The sequence below is a fragment of the Roseovarius halophilus (ex Wu et al. 2025) genome (assembly GCF_047086965.1).
On sequence record NZ_JBKOTX010000027.1, the window covers coordinates 25,130 to 44,782 of the forward strand.

The 19,653-nt window shown below is 67.7% G+C and carries 18 protein-coding genes; 9 read left to right on the forward strand and 9 right to left on the reverse strand.

From position 1 onward, the window contains the following. Positions 1-130: 130 nt before the first annotated feature. Positions 131-847 carry a response regulator gene (locus ACH107_RS07895; RefSeq protein ID WP_412505355.1) on the forward strand — a complete coding sequence of 239 codons (717 nt, stop codon included), beginning with the start codon at positions 131-133 and terminating at the stop codon, positions 845-847. Between the two features lie 19 nt (positions 848-866). Here ACH107_RS07895 and aspS read toward each other — a convergent pair whose 3' ends face one another. Continuing rightward, positions 867-2,645, reverse strand: coding sequence for an aspartate--tRNA ligase (gene aspS, locus ACH107_RS07900; protein ID WP_310690422.1), 1,779 nt, complete (start codon positions 2,643-2,645; stop codon positions 867-869). A 172-nt stretch (positions 2,646-2,817) separates the two neighbouring features. On the opposite strand from aspS, the gene ACH107_RS07905 reads away from it, so the two are divergent. After that, on the forward strand, positions 2,818-4,053 hold the full coding sequence (locus ACH107_RS07905) for a class I SAM-dependent methyltransferase (RefSeq protein ID WP_412505356.1): 1,236 nt from the start codon (positions 2,818-2,820) through the stop codon (positions 4,051-4,053). Between the two features lies 1 nt (position 4,054). Here ACH107_RS07905 and ACH107_RS07910 read toward each other — a convergent pair whose 3' ends face one another. After that, the gene (locus ACH107_RS07910; protein WP_412505357.1) at positions 4,055-5,152 is read right to left on the reverse strand and encodes an aminodeoxychorismate synthase component I; all 1,098 of its coding nucleotides are present in this window, start codon (positions 5,150-5,152) and stop codon (positions 4,055-4,057) included. 263 nt (positions 5,153-5,415) lie between these two features. Between ACH107_RS07910 and carB the strand changes: the two genes are divergently transcribed. Both carB and ACH107_RS07920 read left to right on the forward strand, forming a co-directional pair. After that, a complete protein-coding gene (carB, locus tag ACH107_RS07915) occupies positions 5,416-8,760 on the forward strand; it encodes a carbamoyl-phosphate synthase large subunit (RefSeq protein WP_412505358.1) in 3,345 nt (1,114 codons plus the stop codon). Positions 8,761-8,914: 154 nt separating this feature from the next. Then, positions 8,915-10,033, forward strand: a complete 1,119-nt coding sequence (locus ACH107_RS07920; protein ID WP_310690426.1) for a beta-ketoacyl-ACP synthase III — start codon at positions 8,915-8,917, stop codon at positions 10,031-10,033. Positions 10,034-10,131: 98 nt separating this feature from the next. On the opposite strand, the gene arsH is transcribed toward ACH107_RS07920, so the two are convergent. Continuing rightward, a complete protein-coding gene (gene arsH / locus ACH107_RS07925) occupies positions 10,132-10,830 on the reverse strand; it encodes an arsenical resistance protein ArsH (RefSeq protein ID WP_310690468.1) in 699 nt (232 codons plus the stop codon). 163 nt (positions 10,831-10,993) lie between these two features. On the opposite strand from arsH, the gene ACH107_RS07930 reads away from it, so the two are divergent. Further along, the gene (locus ACH107_RS07930) at positions 10,994-11,590 is read left to right on the forward strand and encodes a thymidine kinase (RefSeq protein WP_310690427.1); all 597 of its coding nucleotides are present in this window, start codon (positions 10,994-10,996) and stop codon (positions 11,588-11,590) included. A gap of 18 nt (positions 11,591-11,608) precedes the next feature. Here the strand turns inward: ACH107_RS07930 and ACH107_RS07935 are convergent, their stop codons facing one another. The 5 genes from ACH107_RS07935 to ACH107_RS07955 all read right to left on the reverse strand — a co-directional run bounded on the left by ACH107_RS07935 (position 11,609) and on the right by ACH107_RS07955 (position 14,813). Further along, positions 11,609-12,559, reverse strand: a complete 951-nt coding sequence (locus tag ACH107_RS07935; RefSeq protein WP_412505359.1) for a 2-hydroxyacid dehydrogenase — start codon at positions 12,557-12,559, stop codon at positions 11,609-11,611. Further along, complete coding sequence (locus ACH107_RS07940; protein WP_310690429.1) at positions 12,553-12,894, reverse strand: tRNA-binding protein; 342 nt, start codon at positions 12,892-12,894, stop codon at positions 12,553-12,555. The genes ACH107_RS07935 and ACH107_RS07940 overlap by 7 nt, the downstream gene beginning before the upstream one ends. Continuing rightward, the gene (proC, locus tag ACH107_RS07945; RefSeq protein ID WP_412505360.1) at positions 12,887-13,702 is read right to left on the reverse strand and encodes a pyrroline-5-carboxylate reductase; all 816 of its coding nucleotides are present in this window, start codon (positions 13,700-13,702) and stop codon (positions 12,887-12,889) included. The genes ACH107_RS07940 and proC overlap by 8 nt, the downstream gene beginning before the upstream one ends. A 100-nt stretch (positions 13,703-13,802) precedes the next feature. Beyond that, positions 13,803-14,306, reverse strand: a complete 504-nt coding sequence (locus ACH107_RS07950) for a YbjN domain-containing protein (protein ID WP_310690431.1) — start codon at positions 14,304-14,306, stop codon at positions 13,803-13,805. Positions 14,307-14,567: 261 nt separating this feature from the next. Next, a complete protein-coding gene (locus tag ACH107_RS07955; RefSeq protein ID WP_310690432.1) occupies positions 14,568-14,813 on the reverse strand; it encodes an accessory factor UbiK family protein in 246 nt (81 codons plus the stop codon). A gap of 104 nt (positions 14,814-14,917) precedes the next feature. Here ACH107_RS07955 and lgt point away from each other — a divergent pair, with 104 nt between their 5' ends. From lgt to pgeF, 3 genes are read left to right on the forward strand one after another with little or no spacing between them, the layout of a single operon-like run. Continuing rightward, entirely contained in the window at positions 14,918-15,817 is a 900-nt protein-coding gene (lgt, locus tag ACH107_RS07960; protein WP_310690433.1) for a prolipoprotein diacylglyceryl transferase, read from the forward strand. Further along, the gene (locus tag ACH107_RS07965) at positions 15,814-16,872 is read left to right on the forward strand and encodes a class I SAM-dependent methyltransferase (protein ID WP_412505361.1); all 1,059 of its coding nucleotides are present in this window, start codon (positions 15,814-15,816) and stop codon (positions 16,870-16,872) included. Before lgt ends, ACH107_RS07965 begins: the two co-directional genes overlap by 4 nt. Continuing rightward, positions 16,869-17,624: a peptidoglycan editing factor PgeF gene (pgeF, locus tag ACH107_RS07970; protein ID WP_412505362.1), complete on the forward strand. Its 756-nt coding sequence runs from the start codon at positions 16,869-16,871 to the stop codon at positions 17,622-17,624. Before ACH107_RS07965 ends, pgeF begins: the two co-directional genes overlap by 4 nt. Before the next feature lie 57 nt (positions 17,625-17,681). Here pgeF and ACH107_RS07975 read toward each other — a convergent pair whose 3' ends face one another. After that, positions 17,682-18,182, reverse strand: coding sequence for an Lrp/AsnC family transcriptional regulator (locus ACH107_RS07975; protein WP_310690436.1), 501 nt, complete (start codon positions 18,180-18,182; stop codon positions 17,682-17,684). Between the two features lie 178 nt (positions 18,183-18,360). Here ACH107_RS07975 and trxB point away from each other — a divergent pair, with 178 nt between their 5' ends. Then, positions 18,361-19,350, forward strand: coding sequence for a thioredoxin-disulfide reductase (trxB, locus tag ACH107_RS07980; protein ID WP_310690437.1), 990 nt, complete (start codon positions 18,361-18,363; stop codon positions 19,348-19,350). Positions 19,351-19,653: the final 303 nt, after the last annotated feature.

Here is a 19,653-nt window from a genome sequence, read left to right on the forward strand (position 1 = left end):
GCGCCGGATCCGGGGCAATCCGTTCATCGGGCCCGCGCCCGCGCTTCAACGTCGCGGGCGTTAACCGAGCGTTCACCAAGCTGAGTCCCAATGAGGCTCACCACAGCCACAGCCTCCGGGGGATCGCCGCATGGACAGCCTCGACGACATTGTTCCCAACCGCGCGCCGACGGCGAAACGCCCGCTTCTGGGCCTGACCGTTCTGGCGGTCGAGGACAGCCGCTTCGCCTCGGAGGCGCTCCGCCTGATTTGCCTGCGGTCGGGGGCCCGCATCCGGCGCGCCGATACCCTGCACCACGCGCGGCGCCACCTGCGGGTTTACCGGCCCTCGGTGGTGCTGGTGGACATGGGGCTGCCCGATGGCTCGGGCGCAGGATTGATCGCCGCCCTGGGGCGGGCCAGCCCGCGCGTGGACGTTCTGCTGGGAATGAGCGGCGATTCCGATACCCACGACGCCGCGCTCAAGGCCGGTGCGGACGGGTTTCTGGCCAAGCCCATCGCCACGCTGGGCCAGTTCCAGTCGGTGATCCTCGAACACCTGTCCGAGGAACGGCGGCCGACCGGCCTGCGCGTGCTGGCCGATGACCGGGTCGAACCCGACGGGATCGCCCTGCGCGACGATCTGGCCGCGGCCGCCGATGCCCTCTCGGGGGCGACCGACAGGCGCCGGTTGCGCTACCTGGCGCAGTTCTTGGGCGGCGTGGCGCGCAGTGCCGCCGACACCCCGTTGTCCGAGGCCGTCGATTGCCTGGAGGATCTGCTGACCACCGGCCAGTCCACAGCGGACCAGCGCGACCGGGTCGCCGCCATGGTGCAGGACCGCCTGGACCGGGTGCAGGTGATCTGATGGCAGGCAGGGCTGGACGTCATTCCTCAGGCGGGATCACGCGCAGGTGCAGCTCGCGCAGTTGCGCGTTGGTGGGCTCGGACGGGGCGTCCATCATCAGGTCTTCGGCGCGCTGGGTCATGGGGAACATGATGACCTCGCGGATGTTGTGTTCCTCGGCCAGCAGCATGACGATCCGGTCGATGCCCGCGGCGCAGCCGCCGTGCGGGGGCGCGCCGTACTGGAAGGCGCTGACCAGCCCGCCGAACCGCTTGCGGACCTCGGTCTCGTCGTAGCCGGCCTTCTCGAAGGCGCGGATCATCACGTCGAGCCGGTGGTTCCGGATCGCGCCCGAGACCAGCTCATAGCCGTTGCAGGCCAGGTCGTACTGATAGCCCAGCACCTGGAGCGGGTCGCCCTCCAATGCGGCCAGCCCGCCCTGGGGCATGGAAAACGGGTTGTGGCTGAAGTCCACCGCGCCGGTCTCTTCGTCGGCCTCGTACATCGGGAAATCGACGATCCAGGCAAAGGCAAAGCGGTCGTGGTCGGTCAGGCCCAGCTCTTCGCCGATCACGTCGCGCGCCTTGCCCGCGATGCGCTCGAAGCTGGCCAGCTTGCCGCCCAGGAAAAACGCCGCGTCGCCCACGCCGAGGCCCAGCTGCTGGCGGATCGCCTCGGTGCGTTCGGGGCCGATGTTCTTGGCCAGAGGGCCGGCGGCCTCAAGCCCTTCGCCCTGATCGCGCCAGAAGATATACCCCATCCCCGGCAGGCCCTCTTTCTGGGCAAAGGCGTTCATCCTGTCGCAGAACTTGCGCGACCCGCCGCCGGGCGCGGGGATGGCGCGAACCTCGGTGCCCGGCTGCTCCAGCAGCTTGGCGAAGATGGCAAAGCCGCTGCCGCGGAAATGCTCCGAGGTGTCCTGCATCTTGATCGGGTTGCGCAGGTCGGGCTTGTCGGTGCCATACCATTTCGCCGCATCGGCATAGGAAATCTGCGGCCAGTGCTTGTCGACCGTCTTGCCGCCGCCGAACTCCTCGAAGATGCCCTCGATCACCGGCTGGATGGTGTCGAAGACGTCCTGCTGTTCGACAAAGGACATCTCCATGTCGAGCTGGTAGAAATCGGTGGGCGACCGGTCGGCGCGCGGGTCCTCGTCGCGAAAGCACGGCGCAATCTGGAAATACCTGTCGAAGCCCGAGACCATGATCAGCTGCTTGAACAGCTGCGGCGCCTGCGGCAGCGCGTAGAACTTGCCCGGATGCAGGCGCGAGGGCACGAGGAAGTCGCGCGCGCCCTCGGGGGACGAGGCGGTGATGATCGGCGTCTGGTATTCGCGAAAGCCCTGGTCCCACATGCGCCGCCGCATCGCGGCCACCACGTCCGAGCGCAGGGTCATGTTGCGCTGCATCTCTTCGCGGCGCAGGTCCAGGTAGCGATAGCGCAGGCGCGTGTCCTCGGGGTAGTCCTGATCGCCGAAGACCTGCAAGGGAAGTTCCTCGGCCGCGCCCAGGACCTCGATGTCGCGGATGTAGACCTCGATCTCGCCGGTGGGCAGCCGGGGGTTGATCAGCTCCGGGTCGCGCGCCTTGACCGTGCCGTCGATGCGGATGCACCATTCGCTGCGCAGCTTTTCCACCTCGGCAAAGACCGGGCTGTCTGGGTCGCAGAGCACCTGCGTGACGCCGTAGTGATCGCGCAGGTCGATGAAGAGTACCCCGCCGTGATCGCGCACGCGGTGGACCCAGCCCGAGAGGCGGACGGTCTCGCCGACGCTGTCCTTCGTCAGGGCGGCGCAACTGTGGGTGCGGTAGGCGTGCATGGGATGTCCTCTTGCGATGGGCTTGGGCGTCGGTCGGGCCGATACACCGTGGCCTCGGTGGGGGCAAGGGCGCAGGCCGGGCGGGCTTGGCCGGATCGCCGCTTTGGGCTATGATCTGACTGCTTTTCATGTGTCGCACGGCTTACAACGATCTGCGACGAAAGGAGGGGCCATGTGGAAGACCACACTGGACAGGCTGCTGGACAGGCTCGTCGTCGCGGGGCGGCTCGAGGTCACCTGGGCTGACGGATCGGTCAGCACCTACGGACGCGACAGCAACGCGGTGGCCCCGGCCCGGGTGCGGCTGACAGACCCGGCGCATTACCGGGCGCTCTGCCTCAGCCCCGTCATGGCCTTTGGCGAGGGCTACATGGACGGCCAGATCGAGGTCGCGCCCGAGGGCCTTTACGACCTCGTCGCGCTGTTCACCCATAACATGCACGGGCACGGCCAACTGCCAGCCTGGGTCAGGACCATGCAGAACCTGCGGCGGCGGATGAACCGCGTCCTGCAGCGTAACGACCCGCGCCGGGCGCGGCGCAACGTGGCGCATCACTACGACCTCTCCGATGACCTCTACCGTCTCTTTCTGGACGCGGACATGCAGTATTCCTGCGCCTATTTCGCCCGCCCCGACATGACCCTGGACGCGGCGCAGGAGGCCAAGAAGGCCCATATCGCCGCCAAGCTGCGGCTGGAGCCGGGGTGCCGCGTGCTGGATATCGGCTGCGGCTGGGGCGGCATGGCGCTGACCCTGGCGCGCGACCATGGCGCACGGGTCACCGGCGTGACCCTGTCGGAAAACCAGTTGGCCACCGCGCGCCAGCGGGCCGAGGCCGCGGGCCTGTCCGACCGGGTCGATTTCCGCCTGGCCGATTATCGCAAGCTCGACGAGACCTTCGACCGCATCGTCAGCGTCGGCATGCTCGAACACGTCGGGCTGCCACAGTACGACACCTATTTCGGCAAGGTGCATGATCTGCTGGCCCCCGAGGGCGTGGCGCTGATTCATACCATCGGGCAGGTCGCCCCGCCGCGGCCGACCTCGGACTGGCTGGCGAAGTATATCTTTCCGGGGGGCTACGTGCCCTCGCTGTCGGAACTGGCCCCGCCGATCGAGCGGTCGGGTCTCTGGGCCACGGACATCGAGGTGCTGCGCGGGCACTACGCCCGTACGCTGAACCACTGGCGCCAGCGCTTCGAGGCCGCCCTGCCGCAGGTCCGGGCCATGAACGACGACCGTTTCATACGGATGTGGCGGTTCTACCTCGTGGCCTGCGAGGCGACCTTCGAACAGGCCCGCCAGGGCGTGTTCCAGTTCCAGCTGTCCCACGCGCAATACGCGGTGCCGGTGACGCGCGACTATCTTTATGCGCAGCCCGAGGTGCAGCAGCACGCGGCGCAGTGATCTAGAGCACCGCGAAGCTGGCCTTTAGCAGCGCCTCGTCGTATTCGTCCCGCGCCGTGCTGTCCCAGACCACGCCGCCACCGACGTTGAGCGTGGCCGTGTCGCCCGCACGCAGCAGGCTACGGATGGCCACGTTGAACTCGGCGCGCCCGTCCGGGGCGGCCCAGCCGATGCTACCGCAATAGGCCTCGCGCGGGGCCCCTTCCAACTCACGAATGATCTGCATGGCGCGAACTTTGGGCGCCCCGGTGATCGAGCCGCAGGGGTATAGCGCGGCGAAAATCTCGCTCAGCCCGACAACAGGGCGCAACTGCCCCACCACCCGGCTGACCATCTGGTGAACGGTGGTGTAGGTCTGGACGTGGAACAGCTCGGGCACCCGCACCGAGCCGACCTCGGCAATGCGGCTCAGGTCATTGCGCAACAGGTCCACGATCATCAGGTTCTCGGCCCGGTTCTTGACGTCGCCGGACAGATGCGCGCGGGCCAGGGCGTCGGCCTCGGGCGTGTCGCCGCGCGACACGGTGCCCTTCATCGGCAGGGTTTCCAGCCGCCCATCGGCGTCGATGCGGAAAAACAACTCGGGCGAGCGCGACAGGATGTCGGGCAGACCCTCCTGTTCGACCAGCACGCCGTGGCCGACCGGCTGGCGCGCGGCAAGCGCGGCGTAAAGCGCGGCACTCTCGCCCGCGACAGGCGCGTCGACGGGAAAGGTCAGGTTGGCCTGGTAGATGTCGCCCGCCCCGATCCAGTCATGGACACGGGCAAAGGCGGTTTCATAGCGATCCGCGTCCCAGCGCGGGCGCAGCGGCCCGATCCGCGCCGCCCCCTCTGCCAATGGCGCCGCAGGCTTCGGCCCGTCGAAGACCCCGAAACACAGCAGCGGCAAGCGGCGGCCTTCGGGCATCAGCCCGGCCAGCGCCGGCTCGAGCGCGTAGCCCAACTCGTAGCTGGCATAGCCCGCCAGCCACTTGCCCGCCGCACGCGCGGCATCCAGAGCAGCCAGGGCGGGAGGCACCTCGTCGGGTGCGTCGGCCTGGATCACCTGCTCCGCGCCGTCGAACTGCGCCGCGCCGCCCGCCATTTCCGGCCCTGTCATGCTGTCGAACCTCAGCCGCACATGCGTCCCTTTCCCCGCGCCGTTCCGACCCCGAGACATAGTCCGTGGCCTGCCGGGCGAACAGGGCCGAAAACGCCCCTTTGGCCGGCAAAGGCGCCGCATCGCGCCGTCGCGCCGCGGTGCCCCGGAGCGCCTGCACCAATGAGCCCTTGCACCGGCGCGCACCATCCCTATAACCCGCGACAATTTGGGGACATCCACGATGCCTGAATCGCACACCTGAAAGCTGAGGGGCCGCCACAATGCCGAAGAGAACCGACATCCAGTCGATCATGATCATCGGTGCGGGGCCCATTATCATCGGCCAGGCCTGCGAGTTCGACTATTCCGGCGCCCAGGCCTGCAAGGCGCTGCGCGAAGAGGGCTACCGGGTGATCCTGGTCAATTCCAACCCGGCCACCATCATGACCGACCCGGGCCTGGCCGATGCCACCTACATTGAGCCCATCACCCCCGAGACCGTCGCCAAGATCATCGCCAAGGAACGCCCCGACGCACTGCTGCCCACCATGGGCGGCCAGACCGGGCTGAACACCTCGCTGGCGCTGGCCGACATGGGCGTGCTGGAACAATACGGCGTCGAGATGATCGGCGCCCGGCGCGACGCCATCGAGATGGCAGAGGATCGCAACCTCTTCCGCGAGGCGATGGACCGGCTGGGAATCGAGAACCCGAAGGCCACCATCGTCACCGCGCCGCGGGCCGCGGACGGCCACCACGACCTTGACGCCGGGGTCGCCATCGCGCTGGAGGCGCTCGAGGATGTGGGCCTTCCCGCGATCATCCGCCCCGCCTACACCCTTGGCGGCACCGGCGGCGGCGTGGCCTACAACCGCGAGGAGTATATCCACTACTGCCGCACCGGCATGGATGCCTCGCCGGTGGGGCAGATCCTCGTGGACGAAAGCCTGCTGGGCTGGAAGGAATTCGAGATGGAGGTCGTCCGCGACAAGGCGGACAACGCCATCATCGTCTGTTCCATCGAGAACGTGGACCCAATGGGCGTGCACACGGGCGATTCCATCACCGTGGCCCCGGCGCTGACGCTGACCGACAAGGAATACCAGCTGATGCGCACGCACAGCATCAACGTGCTGCGCGAGATCGGCGTGGAAACCGGCGGCTCCAACGTGCAATGGGCCGTGAACCCCGAAGACGGCCGCATGGTCGTGATCGAGATGAACCCGCGCGTGTCGCGCTCCTCGGCGCTGGCCTCCAAGGCGACGGGCTTTCCCATTGCCAAGATCGCCGCGAAACTCGCCGTGGGCTACACGCTGGACGAGCTGGACAACGACATCACCAAGGTCACGCCGGCGAGCTTCGAGCCGAGCATCGACTATGTCGTCACCAAGATTCCGAAATTCGCCTTCGAGAAATTTCCCGGCTCGGAACCTCATCTGACCACGGCCATGAAATCCGTCGGCGAGGCCATGTCGATCGGGCGCACATTCCACGAGTCCGTGCAAAAGGCGCTGGCCTCGATGGAATCCGGCCTGTCAGGCTTCGACGAGATCACCATTCCCGGCGCCGACGATCCCGCGAACGGCCGCGCGGCGATCACCCGCGAACTGGCCCGGCAGACCCCCGACCGGCTGCGCGTCATCGCCCAGGCCATGCGCGAGGGTTTCCCGGACTCCGACATCCATGACATCACCGCCTATGATCCGTGGTTCCTGGCCCGCATCCGCGAGATCATCGAGACCGAGCAGGACGTGGAATCGAACGGCCTGCCCACGCAGGCGCAGGGCCTGCGCAGGCTCAAGATGATGGGCTTCACGGATGCCCGCCTTGCCAAGCTGACCGAGCAAGGCGAGACGGATGTCCGCAAGGCCCGGCGAGCGGCCGGTGTCACCGCCGTCTTCAAGCGGATCGACACCTGCGCGGCGGAATTCGAGGCCCAGACCCCCTACATGTATTCCACCTACGAGGCCCCCATGATGGGCGAGGTCGAATGCGAGGCGCGGCCCTCCGACCGCAAGAAGGTCGTGATCCTAGGCGGCGGCCCCAACCGGATCGGCCAGGGCATCGAATTCGACTATTGCTGCTGTCACGCCTGTTTCGCCCTGACCGAACGGGGCTACGAGACCATCATGGTCAACTGCAACCCCGAGACCGTCAGCACCGACTACGACACCTCGGACCGGCTCTATTTCGAACCGCTCACCTTCGAGCACGTCATGGAGATCCTGCGCGTCGAGCAGGACAACGGCACCCTGCATGGTGTCATCGTACAATTCGGCGGCCAGACCCCGCTGAAGCTGGCCAATGACCTGGAACAGGCCGGCATCCCGATCCTGGGCACGGCGCCCGACGCCATCGACCTTGCCGAGGACCGCGAACGGTTCCAGGCGCTGGTGGGCAAGCTGGGGCTGAAACAGCCCAAGAACGGCCTCGCCAGCAGCGACAAACAGGCACTGGAAATCGCCGAGAGCATCGGCTTTCCACTGGTCATCCGCCCCTCCTATGTGCTGGGCGGGCGGGCCATGGAGATCGTGCGCGACATGGCCCATCTGGAACGCTATATCGCCGAGGCCGTGATCGTGTCGGGCGACAGCCCCGTATTGCTGGACGGCTATCTTTCGGGTGCGGTCGAGGTCGACCTGGACTGCCTGTGCGATGGCGAGGCGGTGCATGTCGCCGGGATCATGCAGCACATCGAGGAGGCCGGCGTGCATTCGGGCGACAGCGCCTGCTGCCTGCCGCCGCATTCGCTGCCCGCCGATGTCGTCGAGGAAATGAAGCGCCAGGCCATCGACCTCGCGCGCGCGCTTCGGGTCAAGGGGCTGATGAACGTGCAGTTCGCCGTGAAGGACGGCGAGGTCTACCTGATCGAGGTGAACCCGCGCGCCAGCCGTACCGTGCCCTTCGTCGCCAAGGCCACCGATTCAGCCATCGCATCCATCGCCGCGCGGCTGATGGCGGGCGAGCCGCTGTCGAACTTCCCGCACCGGCCACCCTACCCGCCCGCCGAGGACCCGATGGATGTGCTTCCTTTGGGCAACCCCTTCACCCTGGCCGATCCCAAGACGCCCTGGTTCTCGGTCAAGGAGGCCGTGCTGCCCTTCAACCGCTTTCCGGGCGTGGACACGATCCTGGGGCCGGAAATGCGCTCCACCGGCGAGGTCATGGGCTGGGCCCGCGACTTTGGCCGCGCCTTCCTCAAGGCCCAGATGGGCGCGGGCCAGGACCTGCCGACCGCTGGCACGGTGTTCTTCTCGATCAAGGATGCCGACAAGGGCGCGGTGCTGCGCGAAACCGCCAAGATGGTGACCGACCTCGGCATGACGATCTGCGCCACCCGCGGCACCGCGAAATGGCTGGCCGAACAGGGCTTTGCCCCGCAGGTGGTCAACAAGGTCTACGAGGGCGGCCGCACCGTGGTGGACCGCCTCAAGGACGGCGAGATCGCGTTGGTCTTCAACTCGGCCGAGGGGGCGGCGGCGGTCGAGGACAGCCGCTCGATCCGCGCCGTGGCCCTGGCCGACAAGATCCCCTATTACACCACCCTGGCCGGGTCGCACGCCGCCGCCCTGGCGATGACCGCCAAGGTCAGCGACGAGGTGCGCGTGCGGGCACTGCAGGGGTAATCACCCGGTCCGGCCCTGCCGGACAAAGGGCCCTGTCGGCCTTTTGAAGCGATACCCGGGCGGGGCGCCGGCCGGGGCGCCCTCAGACGCTCCGTCACCCTTGCCTTGGGCCTGCCCTTTCCCCATCCTGGCACGCAGCCGAGGGAGGAGAGACATGCACAGCGCCGCGATCACCGGAACCGGGGTCTTCACCCCGGACCAGAGCATTTCCAACGCGGAACTGGTCGCCGCCTTCAACGCCTATGCCGACCGGCAGAACGCGGCCAATGCCGCGGCGATCGCCGCCGATGAGGTCGCGCCCATCCCGCACTCTTCCTCCGCCTTCATCGAAGAGGCCTCGGGCATCCGCAGCCGCTACGTGATGGACAAGTCCGGCATTCTCGACCCCGACCGCATGTTTCCGCGCCTGGCCCCGCGCGCCGATGACGCCCCCAGCCTGATGGCCGAGATGGCGCTGGACGCCGGCCGGCAGGCCCTCGACAAGGCCGGGGTCGCCGCCGGTGACGTCGATGCCATCCTCTGCGCCGCCTCCAACCACGAAAGGGCCTACCCGGCCATCGCCGTGGAAATCCAGAGCCTGCTGGGCACCGGCGGTTTCGCCTTCGACATGAACGTCGCCTGCTCCTCGGCCACCTTCGGCATCCTCGCCGCCACCGACATGATCCGCGCCGGCACGATCCGCCGCGCACTGGTGGTGAACCCGGAAATCTGCTCGGCCCACTTGGAATGGCGTGACCGGGACTGCCACTTCATCTTCGGCGATGTCTGCACCGCCCTTCTGATCGAGCGTGACGACGACCTGCAGGGTCCGCATTTCAGGATCAGGTCCACCCGCGCGGCAACACAGTTCTCCAACAATATCCGCAACAACGACGGCTTCCTGCGTCGCAGCCACGACCAGATGGAAGACCGCCGCGACATGCAGTTCATGCAGGAGGGCCGCAGGGTCTTCAAGGAGGTGCTGCCGCTGGTCTCCCGACATATCGCCGATCACATGGCGCAAGAGGGCGTGGTCGCCGACGCCCTGAAACGGCTCTGGCTGCACCAGGCCAACAAGACCATGAACGACTATATCGGCAAGCGGGTCCTGGGCCGCACGCCCAGCCCGCAGGAACAGCCCAACATCCTGCAGGACTATGCCAATACCTCCTCGGCGGGCTCCATCATCGCCTTCGCCCAGTATTCGGACGATCTCGACACCGGCGATACCGGGCTGATCTGTTCCTTCGGGGCGGGCTATTCTGTGGGCTCGGTGATCGTGGAACGCGCCTGAGCCGCCCCTTCATCTTGGCAGGTAAACTCCGGGGGTTTGGGGGCTGGCCCCCAATCACACATAAAGCGTGCGCAGCACACCGCATGGTCACGGCCGGGTCAGGAATTCACCCGCGTATGAACCGCGTCGAGGCTTTCCACCCGTTCGGAATAGCGGTCCACCAGCATCTCCTTGCGGCCACGCACCATGAGGGTGAAGCGGGCCAGTTCCTCCATCACGTCCACGATGCGATTGTAAAGCGGCGAGGGCTTCATGCGGCCCTTGTCGAACTCGCCCCAGGCCTTGGGCACCGAGGATTGGTTGGGGATCGTCACCATGCGCATCCAGCGGCCCAGCAGGCGCATCTGGTTGACCGCGTTGAAGCTCTGCGAGCCGCCCGAGACCTGGCAGAGCGCCAGCGTCTTGCCCTGCGTGGGCCGGATGCCGCCGATCGGGGCCAGCGGCAGCCAGTCGATCTGGGTCTTCATCAGCCCGCTCATGGCGCCGTGGCGTTCGGGGCTGGACCAGACCATCCCCTCGGACCACAGCGCCAGCGCGCGCAGTTCGGCCACCTTCTCGTGGCCCTCGTCCACGCCATGATCGTCCACCTGCGGCAGGCCGTGCGGATCAAAGAACCGCGTCTCGCAGCCCAGCGCGCGCAGCACCCGCGCGCCCTCTTCGGCGACGCCGCGGGAATAGCTTGTCTCGCGCAGCGATCCGTAGAGCAGCAGGATGCGCGGCGGATGCCCCGGATCGCCGGGCGCGGCCAGCGCGGCACGGTCGGGCTGGCGCAGCGCGGCCGCCTCGATGTTGGGCATGGTGTCGTCGTGGGTCACGGCAACCTCGGGATGATGGACCAGTGCCGCGACCCTGTCGCGGGACGGCCCCGCGCGCAAGGCCCGACGCGTTTGCCCTTGCACCCGGCGCCGGTCCGGGACACCACGGCTCAACCCCTCGCATACCTCGAACCGAGACAACGTCATGGCCAAGCTCCATTTCAACTACTCGACAATGAACGCGGGCAAGTCGACCGTGCTGCTGCAGGCCAGCCATAACTACATCGAGCGGGGCATGCAGACCTACCTGCTGACCTCGCAACTCGACACCCGCGCGGGCGAGGGCCGCATCGCCAGCCGGATCGGCATAGGAACCCCGGCCGACACCTTCGCGCCAGGCGAGGATCTCTTTCGCAAGATCGAGTCGCGCCTGGCCCAAGGCCCCTGTGCCTGTGTCTTCATCGACGAGGCACAGTTCCTGACCGAACCGCAGGTCTGGCAAGTGGCCCGGGTGGTGGACGATCTCAACCTGCCGGCGATGTGCTATGGGCTGCGGGTGGATTTCATGGGCCAGCTCTTTCCCGGCTCCGCCGCCCTGCTGGCGCTGGCCGACGAGATGCGCGAGGTGCGCACGATCTGCCATTGCGGCAAGAAGGCCACCATGGTGGTCCGGACCGATGGCGCAGGCCGCGTGCTGACCGGGGGAGAGCAGGTGCAGATCGGCGGCAACGAAAGCTATGTCAGCCTGTGCCGCCGCCACTGGCGCGCGGCCACCGAAAGCGACACGCCGCCCCTGGTGTAGTCGCCGGTCGGTCCCGCCTCAGTTGACCCGCTGCGGCGGGTCGCGCCCTTCGGTGAAGGCGATGATGTTGTCCAGCGCCATCTGGCCCATGGCCTGCCGGGTTTCCACGGTGGCCGAGCCCAGGTGCGGCAACAGCACGCAGTTGTCCAGCGCGCGTAGCCGGTCCGGCACATGCGGTTCCGCCGCGTAGACATCCAGACCCGCCCCGGCGATGCGGCCCTGTTCCAGCGCCGCGATCAGGGCGGCCTCGTCCACGACCTCGCCGCGCGAGATGTTGACGAATATGCCGCCGGGCTTCATCGCCGCCAGCGCCCGCGCGTCGATCAGTCCGGTCGTCCCGGCCCCGCCCGGCACCGTGACAACCACGAAATCGGCCTGCGCCATGAGGTCTTGCAGCGTCTCGACCTGCCGTGCGGGCAGGCCCGCGTCCTTGGGCGAGCGGTTGTGGTAGATCACCTCCATGCCGAAGCCGTAGTGGCCGCGTCGGGCCACCGCCTGCCCGATCCGGCCCATGCCGACCACGCCCAGCACCTTTCCGGTAACATCCGTGCCCAGCAGCGATTGCGGCCCGAAGCCGCCCCACTGGCCGGCACGGACCATGCGCTCGCCCTCGCCCGCGCGCCGCGCCGTGGCCAGGATCAGGGTCCAGCCGATATCGGCCGTGGCATCGGTCAGAACGTCCGGCGTGTTCGTCACCACGACGCCCGCCGCCGCGGCGGCCGTCACGTCGATATGGTTGTAGCCCACCCCGAAGTTGCCGATAATTTTCGCCCGCGGGTCTCCGGCGCGTTCGAAGGCCGCCGCACTGAAGGCATCGCCAAGGGTCGGCAGGATCGCGTCATAGGCGGTCAGCGCCAGCGCCGCCTCTTCTTCACTCAGCGCCGCCTCGCCCAGGGTCACGTCGAACCTGGCCCGGGTCTGATCCAGAACCGGTTGGGCGATGGGTCTCGTGATCAGCAGTTTCAGCACACCCGGGCTCCTTGCGGGACATCGGTGTCCGGCGACAACAGGACCACGGCCCCATCAGCATCATGCAGGCCCAGCACCAGCACCTCGGACAGGAACTTGCCGATCTGGCGGGGCGGGAAATTGACCACGGCGATGACCTGCCGCCCGGGCAGGTCGCCCGGCGTGTAATGGTCGGTGATCTGGGCTGAAGTCTTGCGGGTGCCGATCTCGTCGCCGAAATCGACCCAGAGCTTGATCGCCGGTTTGCGGGCCTCGGGGAAGGGTTCGGCGCGGGTCACGCGCCCCACGCGGATATCCACCTTCAGGAAATCGTCGATCGAGATCTCATCAGCCATCGGCGAGCTCCTTGCTGCGTGCCGCTGCCGCCCTGACCGCCCGGCGCAGAAGCGGCGGAAACCCCGTGTCCTCCTCCATCAGAACCGCCAACGCCGCCTGCGTGGTGCCGTTTGGCGAGGTAACGTTGACGCGCAATTGGCCGGGGTCCTCCGGGGCCTCCTCGGCCAATTGGCCGGCGCCGGCCACCGTCGCCTTGGCCAGCCGCAGGGCCAACTCGGCGGGCAGCCCCTCGGCCTCGCCCGCCGCCGCGAGCGTCTCGATCAGGTGGAAGACATAGGCCGGGCCGGAGCCGCTCACCGCGGTGACCGCGTGCATCTGGCCCTCGACATCCAGCCGCACCACCTGCCCCACTGCCGAAAGCAGCGCCTCGGCCAGGTCCATCTGGGCCGCGCTGGCATGGCTGTTGCCGACGATGGCGGTGATCCCGCGCCCCACCGCCGAGGGCGTGTTGGGCATGGCCCGGATCACCGGGGTGCGCGCGCCCAGCGCCGCCTCGAAGGCCGACATCGGCGTGCCGGCCGCCACCGAAAGCACCACGGTCTTGCCATTGCCCAGCGCCTGCATCGCGGGCAGCGCCTGGCCCATCATTTGCGGCTTGACCGCCACCAAGGCCACCGCCGGGTCATCGGGCAACGCGGTGTTTAGATGCACGCCCTGCGCGCGCAGCCAGTCCGAGGGGTCGGGGTCGATCACCCGGACCGCGCCCGGCGACAGGCCCCCCGCCAACCAGCCCGCCAGCATGGCGGACCCCATCCTGCCACAGCCCAGAAGCACCATGCCGCGGCGTTCGATCTCTGTCATGTCCATGAGAGCACCCCTATTTGACCCCGAGTGTTAGGGACAGGCGGCACAGGGTTCAAGGCTGCGGGTCAGGGGCCGGGACGTGCGCACCCGGCCCGCGCGCCGATCAAGCGGTGCCATAGGCCTCGGCGATGGCCACCTGGATCGCCTCGGCCGCGCTGCGCTCGGCCCAGGTGACAAGCTGGAAGGCCGGGTAGTAGCGTTCGGCGCTCAGCACGGCGGCCGAGATCATCGTGTCGATCTGCTCGGGGCTGGCGATCTGGTCGCCCGCCAGCACGAGGCCATAGCGATAGACCATGAGCTTCTGCTCGGCCCAGAAGGTGAAGGCCCCGGCCCAGCACATGTCGTTGATACTGTTGAGCGCCTCGTAAAGGGCGGGCACGCGCTCCTCGGGCGGCTCCATCTCGAAGGTGCAGATTAGCCGCAGCGTCTGGTCGTAGACCGACCAGGCGAGGGTGATCGAATAGGTTCGCCACTGGCCTTCGACCGCCATGGCGATCTGGTCATCGGCGATCCGGTCGAACGCCCAGTCGTGATGCTCGGCGATATGCTCGACAAGGTCGATGGGATGTATCTCGGCGGAGTCGGGGACCTGCTCCGTCAGTGCCATGGGGCCTCCTGTCCTGCTAGCGGCGGGGCCTGACAAAGCCCCAATTGCTAGCTGCCTGCTCTAGGGACAGCGGGTCGAAGCCATATCCCTCACAAGATATGGTGGGCCTTGACGGGCCGATCTGTAAAGCACTTTCTTGGGGATAAAAGGACAGACGCCTCAAAAAGGGTCTTGGAGGCGGAAGGCGTGACGCAGGTCAAGGCCCGCGCCGACATACTGCACGCTATTCGGGTGGCGCTTCGCCCCCGGCCCGAACCGGGACTACCCGGAGCCGCCCTCAAGCGCCGCGATCCGGGCCTTGAGCGCCTCGTTCTCCTCGCGGGCCTTCTGGGCCATGGTGCGCACGGCCTCGAATTCCTCGCGTGTGACCAGGTCGCGGTCAGCCAGCCAGCGGTCGACCATGGAACTCATCGCCGTCTGCGCCTCGTCCTTGGCGCCCTGGGCCACGCCCATCGCGTTGGTCATCAGTTGCGAAAAATCGTCCAGCACCTTGTTTCGGGTCTGCATGTCAGCCTCCGGTCACATCTGTAGGATATATGGGCGGCGCCGGGCGGCTTGGCAACCCTGCCCCCGGCTTGACTTCACCCGTTCCGCACCGCAAGCACAGGCTCATGACCGCAGGCATTCCCTTTCCCGACATCAGCCCCGAGATCTTCACGATCCAGCTTTTCGGCGCCAGTTTCGCCCTGCGCTGGTATGCCATGGCCTATATCGTCGGCATCCTGCTGGGCTGGCGGCTGGCGGTGATGGCCGTGACCCGCCCGGGGCTTTGGGCCGGAGACAGCGCGCCCATGACCCGCGAACAGGTCGAGGACCTGCTGACCGCGATCATCCTGGGCGTCATCATCGGCGGGCGGCTGGGCTATGTGATGTTCTACCGGCCCGGCTATTACATCCAGAACCCGCTTGAGATCGCGATGCTCTGGCAGGGCGGCATGGCCTTTCACGGCGGCTTTCTCGGCGTCGTCGTGGCGGTCTGGCTGGTGGCACGCAAGCACGGCGTGCGGCTGGGCGATATCGCCAACCTGGTGGCGCTGGCCGCCCCGCCCGCCATATTCCTTGTCCGGATCGCCAATTTCATCAATGCCGAGCTTTGGGGCCGGCCCACCGGCCTGCCCTGGGGTGTGATCTTTCCCGGCGCGGCCGCCCAGGATTGCCCCGGTGTCGAGGGGCTTTGCGCGCGCCATCCCAGCCAGCTCTACGAGGCGGGGCTGGAGGGGCTCTTGCTGGGGCTGCTGCTGATCTGGCTTGCCTTCGTGCGGGGCTGGCTCAAGAGCCGTTGGTCGCTGGCCGGGCTGTTCTTCGCGGGCTACGGTACGGCGCGATTCCTGGTCGAATTCGTGCGCCAGCCCGACGCGCAATTCGTCGGCCCCGGCAACCCGGTGGGGCTGGCGTTTCATGTCGACGGTATCGGCCTGACCATGGGCCAGACGCTGTCACTGCCGATGATCGTGGTGGGCCTGGCGGTCATGCTCTGGGCCCTGCGGGGCGCGCCACAGGCCAAGGCATGACGCCACTGGGCAATCTCCTGGCGCGCCGGATCGCGGCCACCGGCCCGATTCCCCTGTCCGACTACATGGCCGAATGCCTGCTGCACCCCAAGCATGGCTATTACAGCACCCGCGATCCGCTGGGGCAGGCCGGCGATTTCATCACCGCGCCCGAGGTCAGCCAGATGTTCGGCGAGGTCATCGGCCTCGCGCTCGCGCAGGCCTGGATGGACCAGGGCGCGCCGGCGGCCTTCGTACTGGCCGAGCTTGGCCCGGGCCGCGGCACGCTGATGGCCGATGCCCTGCGCGCCACGGCAGGCGTGCCGGGGTTCCATGCGGCCGCGCAGGTGATCCTGATCGAGGCTTCGGCCCCACTGCGCGCGCAACAGGCCGAGCGTCTGCCACAGGCCCGCCATATCGACGGGCTGGACGCGCTGCCCGCGGCGCCGCTCTTTCTGGTGGCCAACGAGTTCTTCGATGCCCTGCCGATCCGCCAGTTCCAGCGCGATCCGGGCGGTTGGCGCGAGGTCATGGTGGGACTGGAGGGCGAGGCCCTGCGCCCCGGCCTGTCCGATCCCGCCCCGCTGGCCGCGCTTGACCATCGGCTGGAGGACACGGCCCCCGGCGACATCGTCGAGACCTGCCCGGCCCTGCCCGGAATCGTGGCGCAGATCGGCACGCGTCTCGCCCGCCATGGCGGCGCGGCGCTGATTCTCGACTACGGCGACTGGCGCGCGCTGGGCGACACCTTTCAGGCGCTCGAGGAGCACGCCCAGGCCGATCCCTTTGCCGCTCCGGGCAGGGCCGACCTGACGGCCCATGTGGATTTCGAGGCCCTGGCCCTGGCGGCAGCCCCCGCGTGCCACACGCGGCTGACCGCGCAGGGCGTCTTTCTAGAGCGGCTGGGCATCACCGACCGCGCCCGCGCCCTGGCCCGCGGATTGCACGGGGCCGCGCTGGACAGCCACGTCGCCGCGCACCGAAGGTTGACGCACCCCGACGAGATGGGTCACCTCTTCAAGGTGATGGGACTGTTTCCCGAGGGCCACCCGGCCCCGCCCGGACTGGAGACATGACGCTCGATATCATAACCGCCCCCGGCCTTGCGCCCCTCAGCCACGGGTTCTTTACCCGCCGGGGCGGCGCGTCGTCGGGGGTCTTCGCCGGGTTGAATTGCGGCTATGGCAGTTCCGACCAGCATGAGGCGGTGACGATCAACCGTACCCGCGCCGCCGACGCCCTTGGCGTCGCGCCCGAGGCGCTGCTGGGCGTACACCAGGTGCATTCGGCCCAGGCGATCACAGTGACCGAACCGGGCACGTCACCGGTCAAGGCAGACGCGCTTGTCACCGATCGGCCCGGGCTTGCGCTGTCCGTGCTGGCGGCCGATTGCCAGCCGGTGCTGTTCGCGGATCACGCAGCCGGGGTGATCGGCGCAGCGCATGCTGGCTGGCGCGGGACACTGGACGGGGTGCTGGAGGCCACGCTCGACGCGATGGAGGCCTTGGGCGCCGACCGGGGCGCAACCCTGGCCGTCATCGGCCCCTGCATCAGCCAGCGCAACTACGAGGTCGGCCCGGACTTCCTGGATGATTTCCTGGCCGACGACCCCGAGAACGCCCGATTTTTCGCCAGCGGGGCAGGCGACAGGTATCTTTTCGATCTGCCGGGGTTCGGGCTGCACCGGCTGCGCGCAGCCGGAGTATGGCAGGCCCAATGGACCCGCCACTGCACCTACGCCGACCCGGACCGGTTCTTCAGCTATCGCCGCAGCACCCATGCGAAAGCGGCCGATTACGGCCGCCTCATCAGCGCGATCCGGCTTTAAGCGCGCGTACGCCCCGCGCAAAGGTCGCAGGGAGGCGATAACCGCGATCGACGCCGGTCAGGCCTCCTGCGCCAGGCGGGCCTCCAGCACTTCGAAGGGCACGCCGGGATCATCCTTGGCGCCCCGGATCACCAGAGAGGTCTTGACGCTGGCCACGTTGGGGGCGGCCGTCAGATGTTCCGTCAGAAAGGTCTGGAACGACCGCAGGTCGGGGGCCACACACTTGAGGATGAAATCGACCTCACCGTTGAGCATGTGACACTCGCGCACCAGCGGCCAGCCCGCGCATTTCTCCTCGAAGGCGGAAAGGTCTTTCTCGGCCTGGCTGACAAGCCCGACCATGGCGAAGACCTGAACCTCAAAGCCCAGTTCGCGCGCGTCCACCTCGGCATGATAGCCGCGGATGAACCCCTGTTCCTCGAGCGTGCGCACCCGGCGCAGGCAGGGCGGCGCCGAGATACCCACCCGCTTGGCCAGTTCCACATTGGTCATGCGGCCATCGGCCTGCAACTCGGCCAGGATCATGCGGTCGATCTCATCCAAACGGGTGCTGGGCATGTGCGGGCTGTCCTGTCGAGGGTGATTTGCGAGACTATACGCATAAAGGCCCTAAGGCGCAATAATCTTTCACGTAGACGCAATATCCTTTCATATGCCTCTTGCGTCGATCCGCCCCTTTCGCCCGACGTCCGGCCCGCCTATATCCGATGCCGTACCACGTGAAGGGAATATCGTCATGGCAGAGCAACGCCGCACCAAGGTCCTGATCATCGGGTCTGGCCCGGCCGGTTATACCGCCGCCGTCTACGCCAGCCGCGCCATGCTTGAGCCGATCCTGGTCCAGGGGATCGAGCCGGGCGGCCAGCTGACCACCACCACGGACGTAGAAAACTGGCCCGGCGAAACGGAAATCCAGGGCCCGGATCTGATGGTCAACATGGAGGCGCACGCCAAGGCCGTGGGCAGCGAGATCATCGGCGACATCATCACCAGAATCGATTTCGACACCCGCCCCTTCCGCTGCCAGTCCGACAGCGGCACCGAATATATCGCCGACGCCATCATCCTGGCCACCGGCGCCCGGGCGAAATGGCTGGGCCTGCCCTCGGAGGAGAAGTTCAAGGGCTTCGGCGTCTCGGCCTGCGCCACCTGCGACGGGTTCTTCTACCGCGGGCAGGAGATCGCGGTGATCGGCGGCGGCAACACCGCCGTTGAAGAGGCGCTGTTCCTGACCAATTTCGCCAGCAAGGTGACGCTGATCCACCGCCGCGACGAGCTGCGCGCCGAGAAGATCCTGCAGGACCGGCTGTTCAAGCACCCCAAGGTCGAGATTTTGTGGAATCATCAGCTTGACGAGGTCTACGGCGCCGAAAGCCCGCTTGGCGTTCAGGGGATCAAGGTCAGGAACGTCAAAACCGAGGCGGTGACAGAGCTGCCCGTGACCGGCGTCTTCGTGGCCATCGGCCATGCCCCGGCCAACGAACTGGTCAAGGACGCGCTGGAGACGCACATGGGCGGCTATGTCGTCACCAAGCCCGACAGCACCGAGACAAGCATTCCCGGCATCTATGCCGCCGGCGACCTGACCGACCACAAGTATCGCCAGGCGGTGACCTCGGCCGGCATGGGCTGCATGGCCGCGCTGGAGGCCGAACGCTGGCTGGCCGAACAGGAAGACGCGGGCGAACCGGCCCCCGAGGTGGCAAACGAACCCGAAAGCGCCTGACCCAAGGGGGCGCAAGGCGCGTCGCGGGCCATTGACGGCCCGCGACGCCTGCCGCGAACGCGACTTTTCGGCAACAGCGGGGCGGCAGGACAGCCCGAGGGTTTTTCGGCAGTGAAAAGCATGCGATGCGTTCATCCGTGAACAAATCTTGAGTCGCGGCCGTGCCCACCCCGAAAACACCGCCAATGACAGACGAGGAAGACGCGCTCTTCCGGCTGTTGGGGGGGGGGGGGGGGGGGGGCGGCGGCGGGGGGGGGGGGGGGGCGGGGGCCGTGGGGCGGGCGTGGGGGCGGGGGCCTGGCC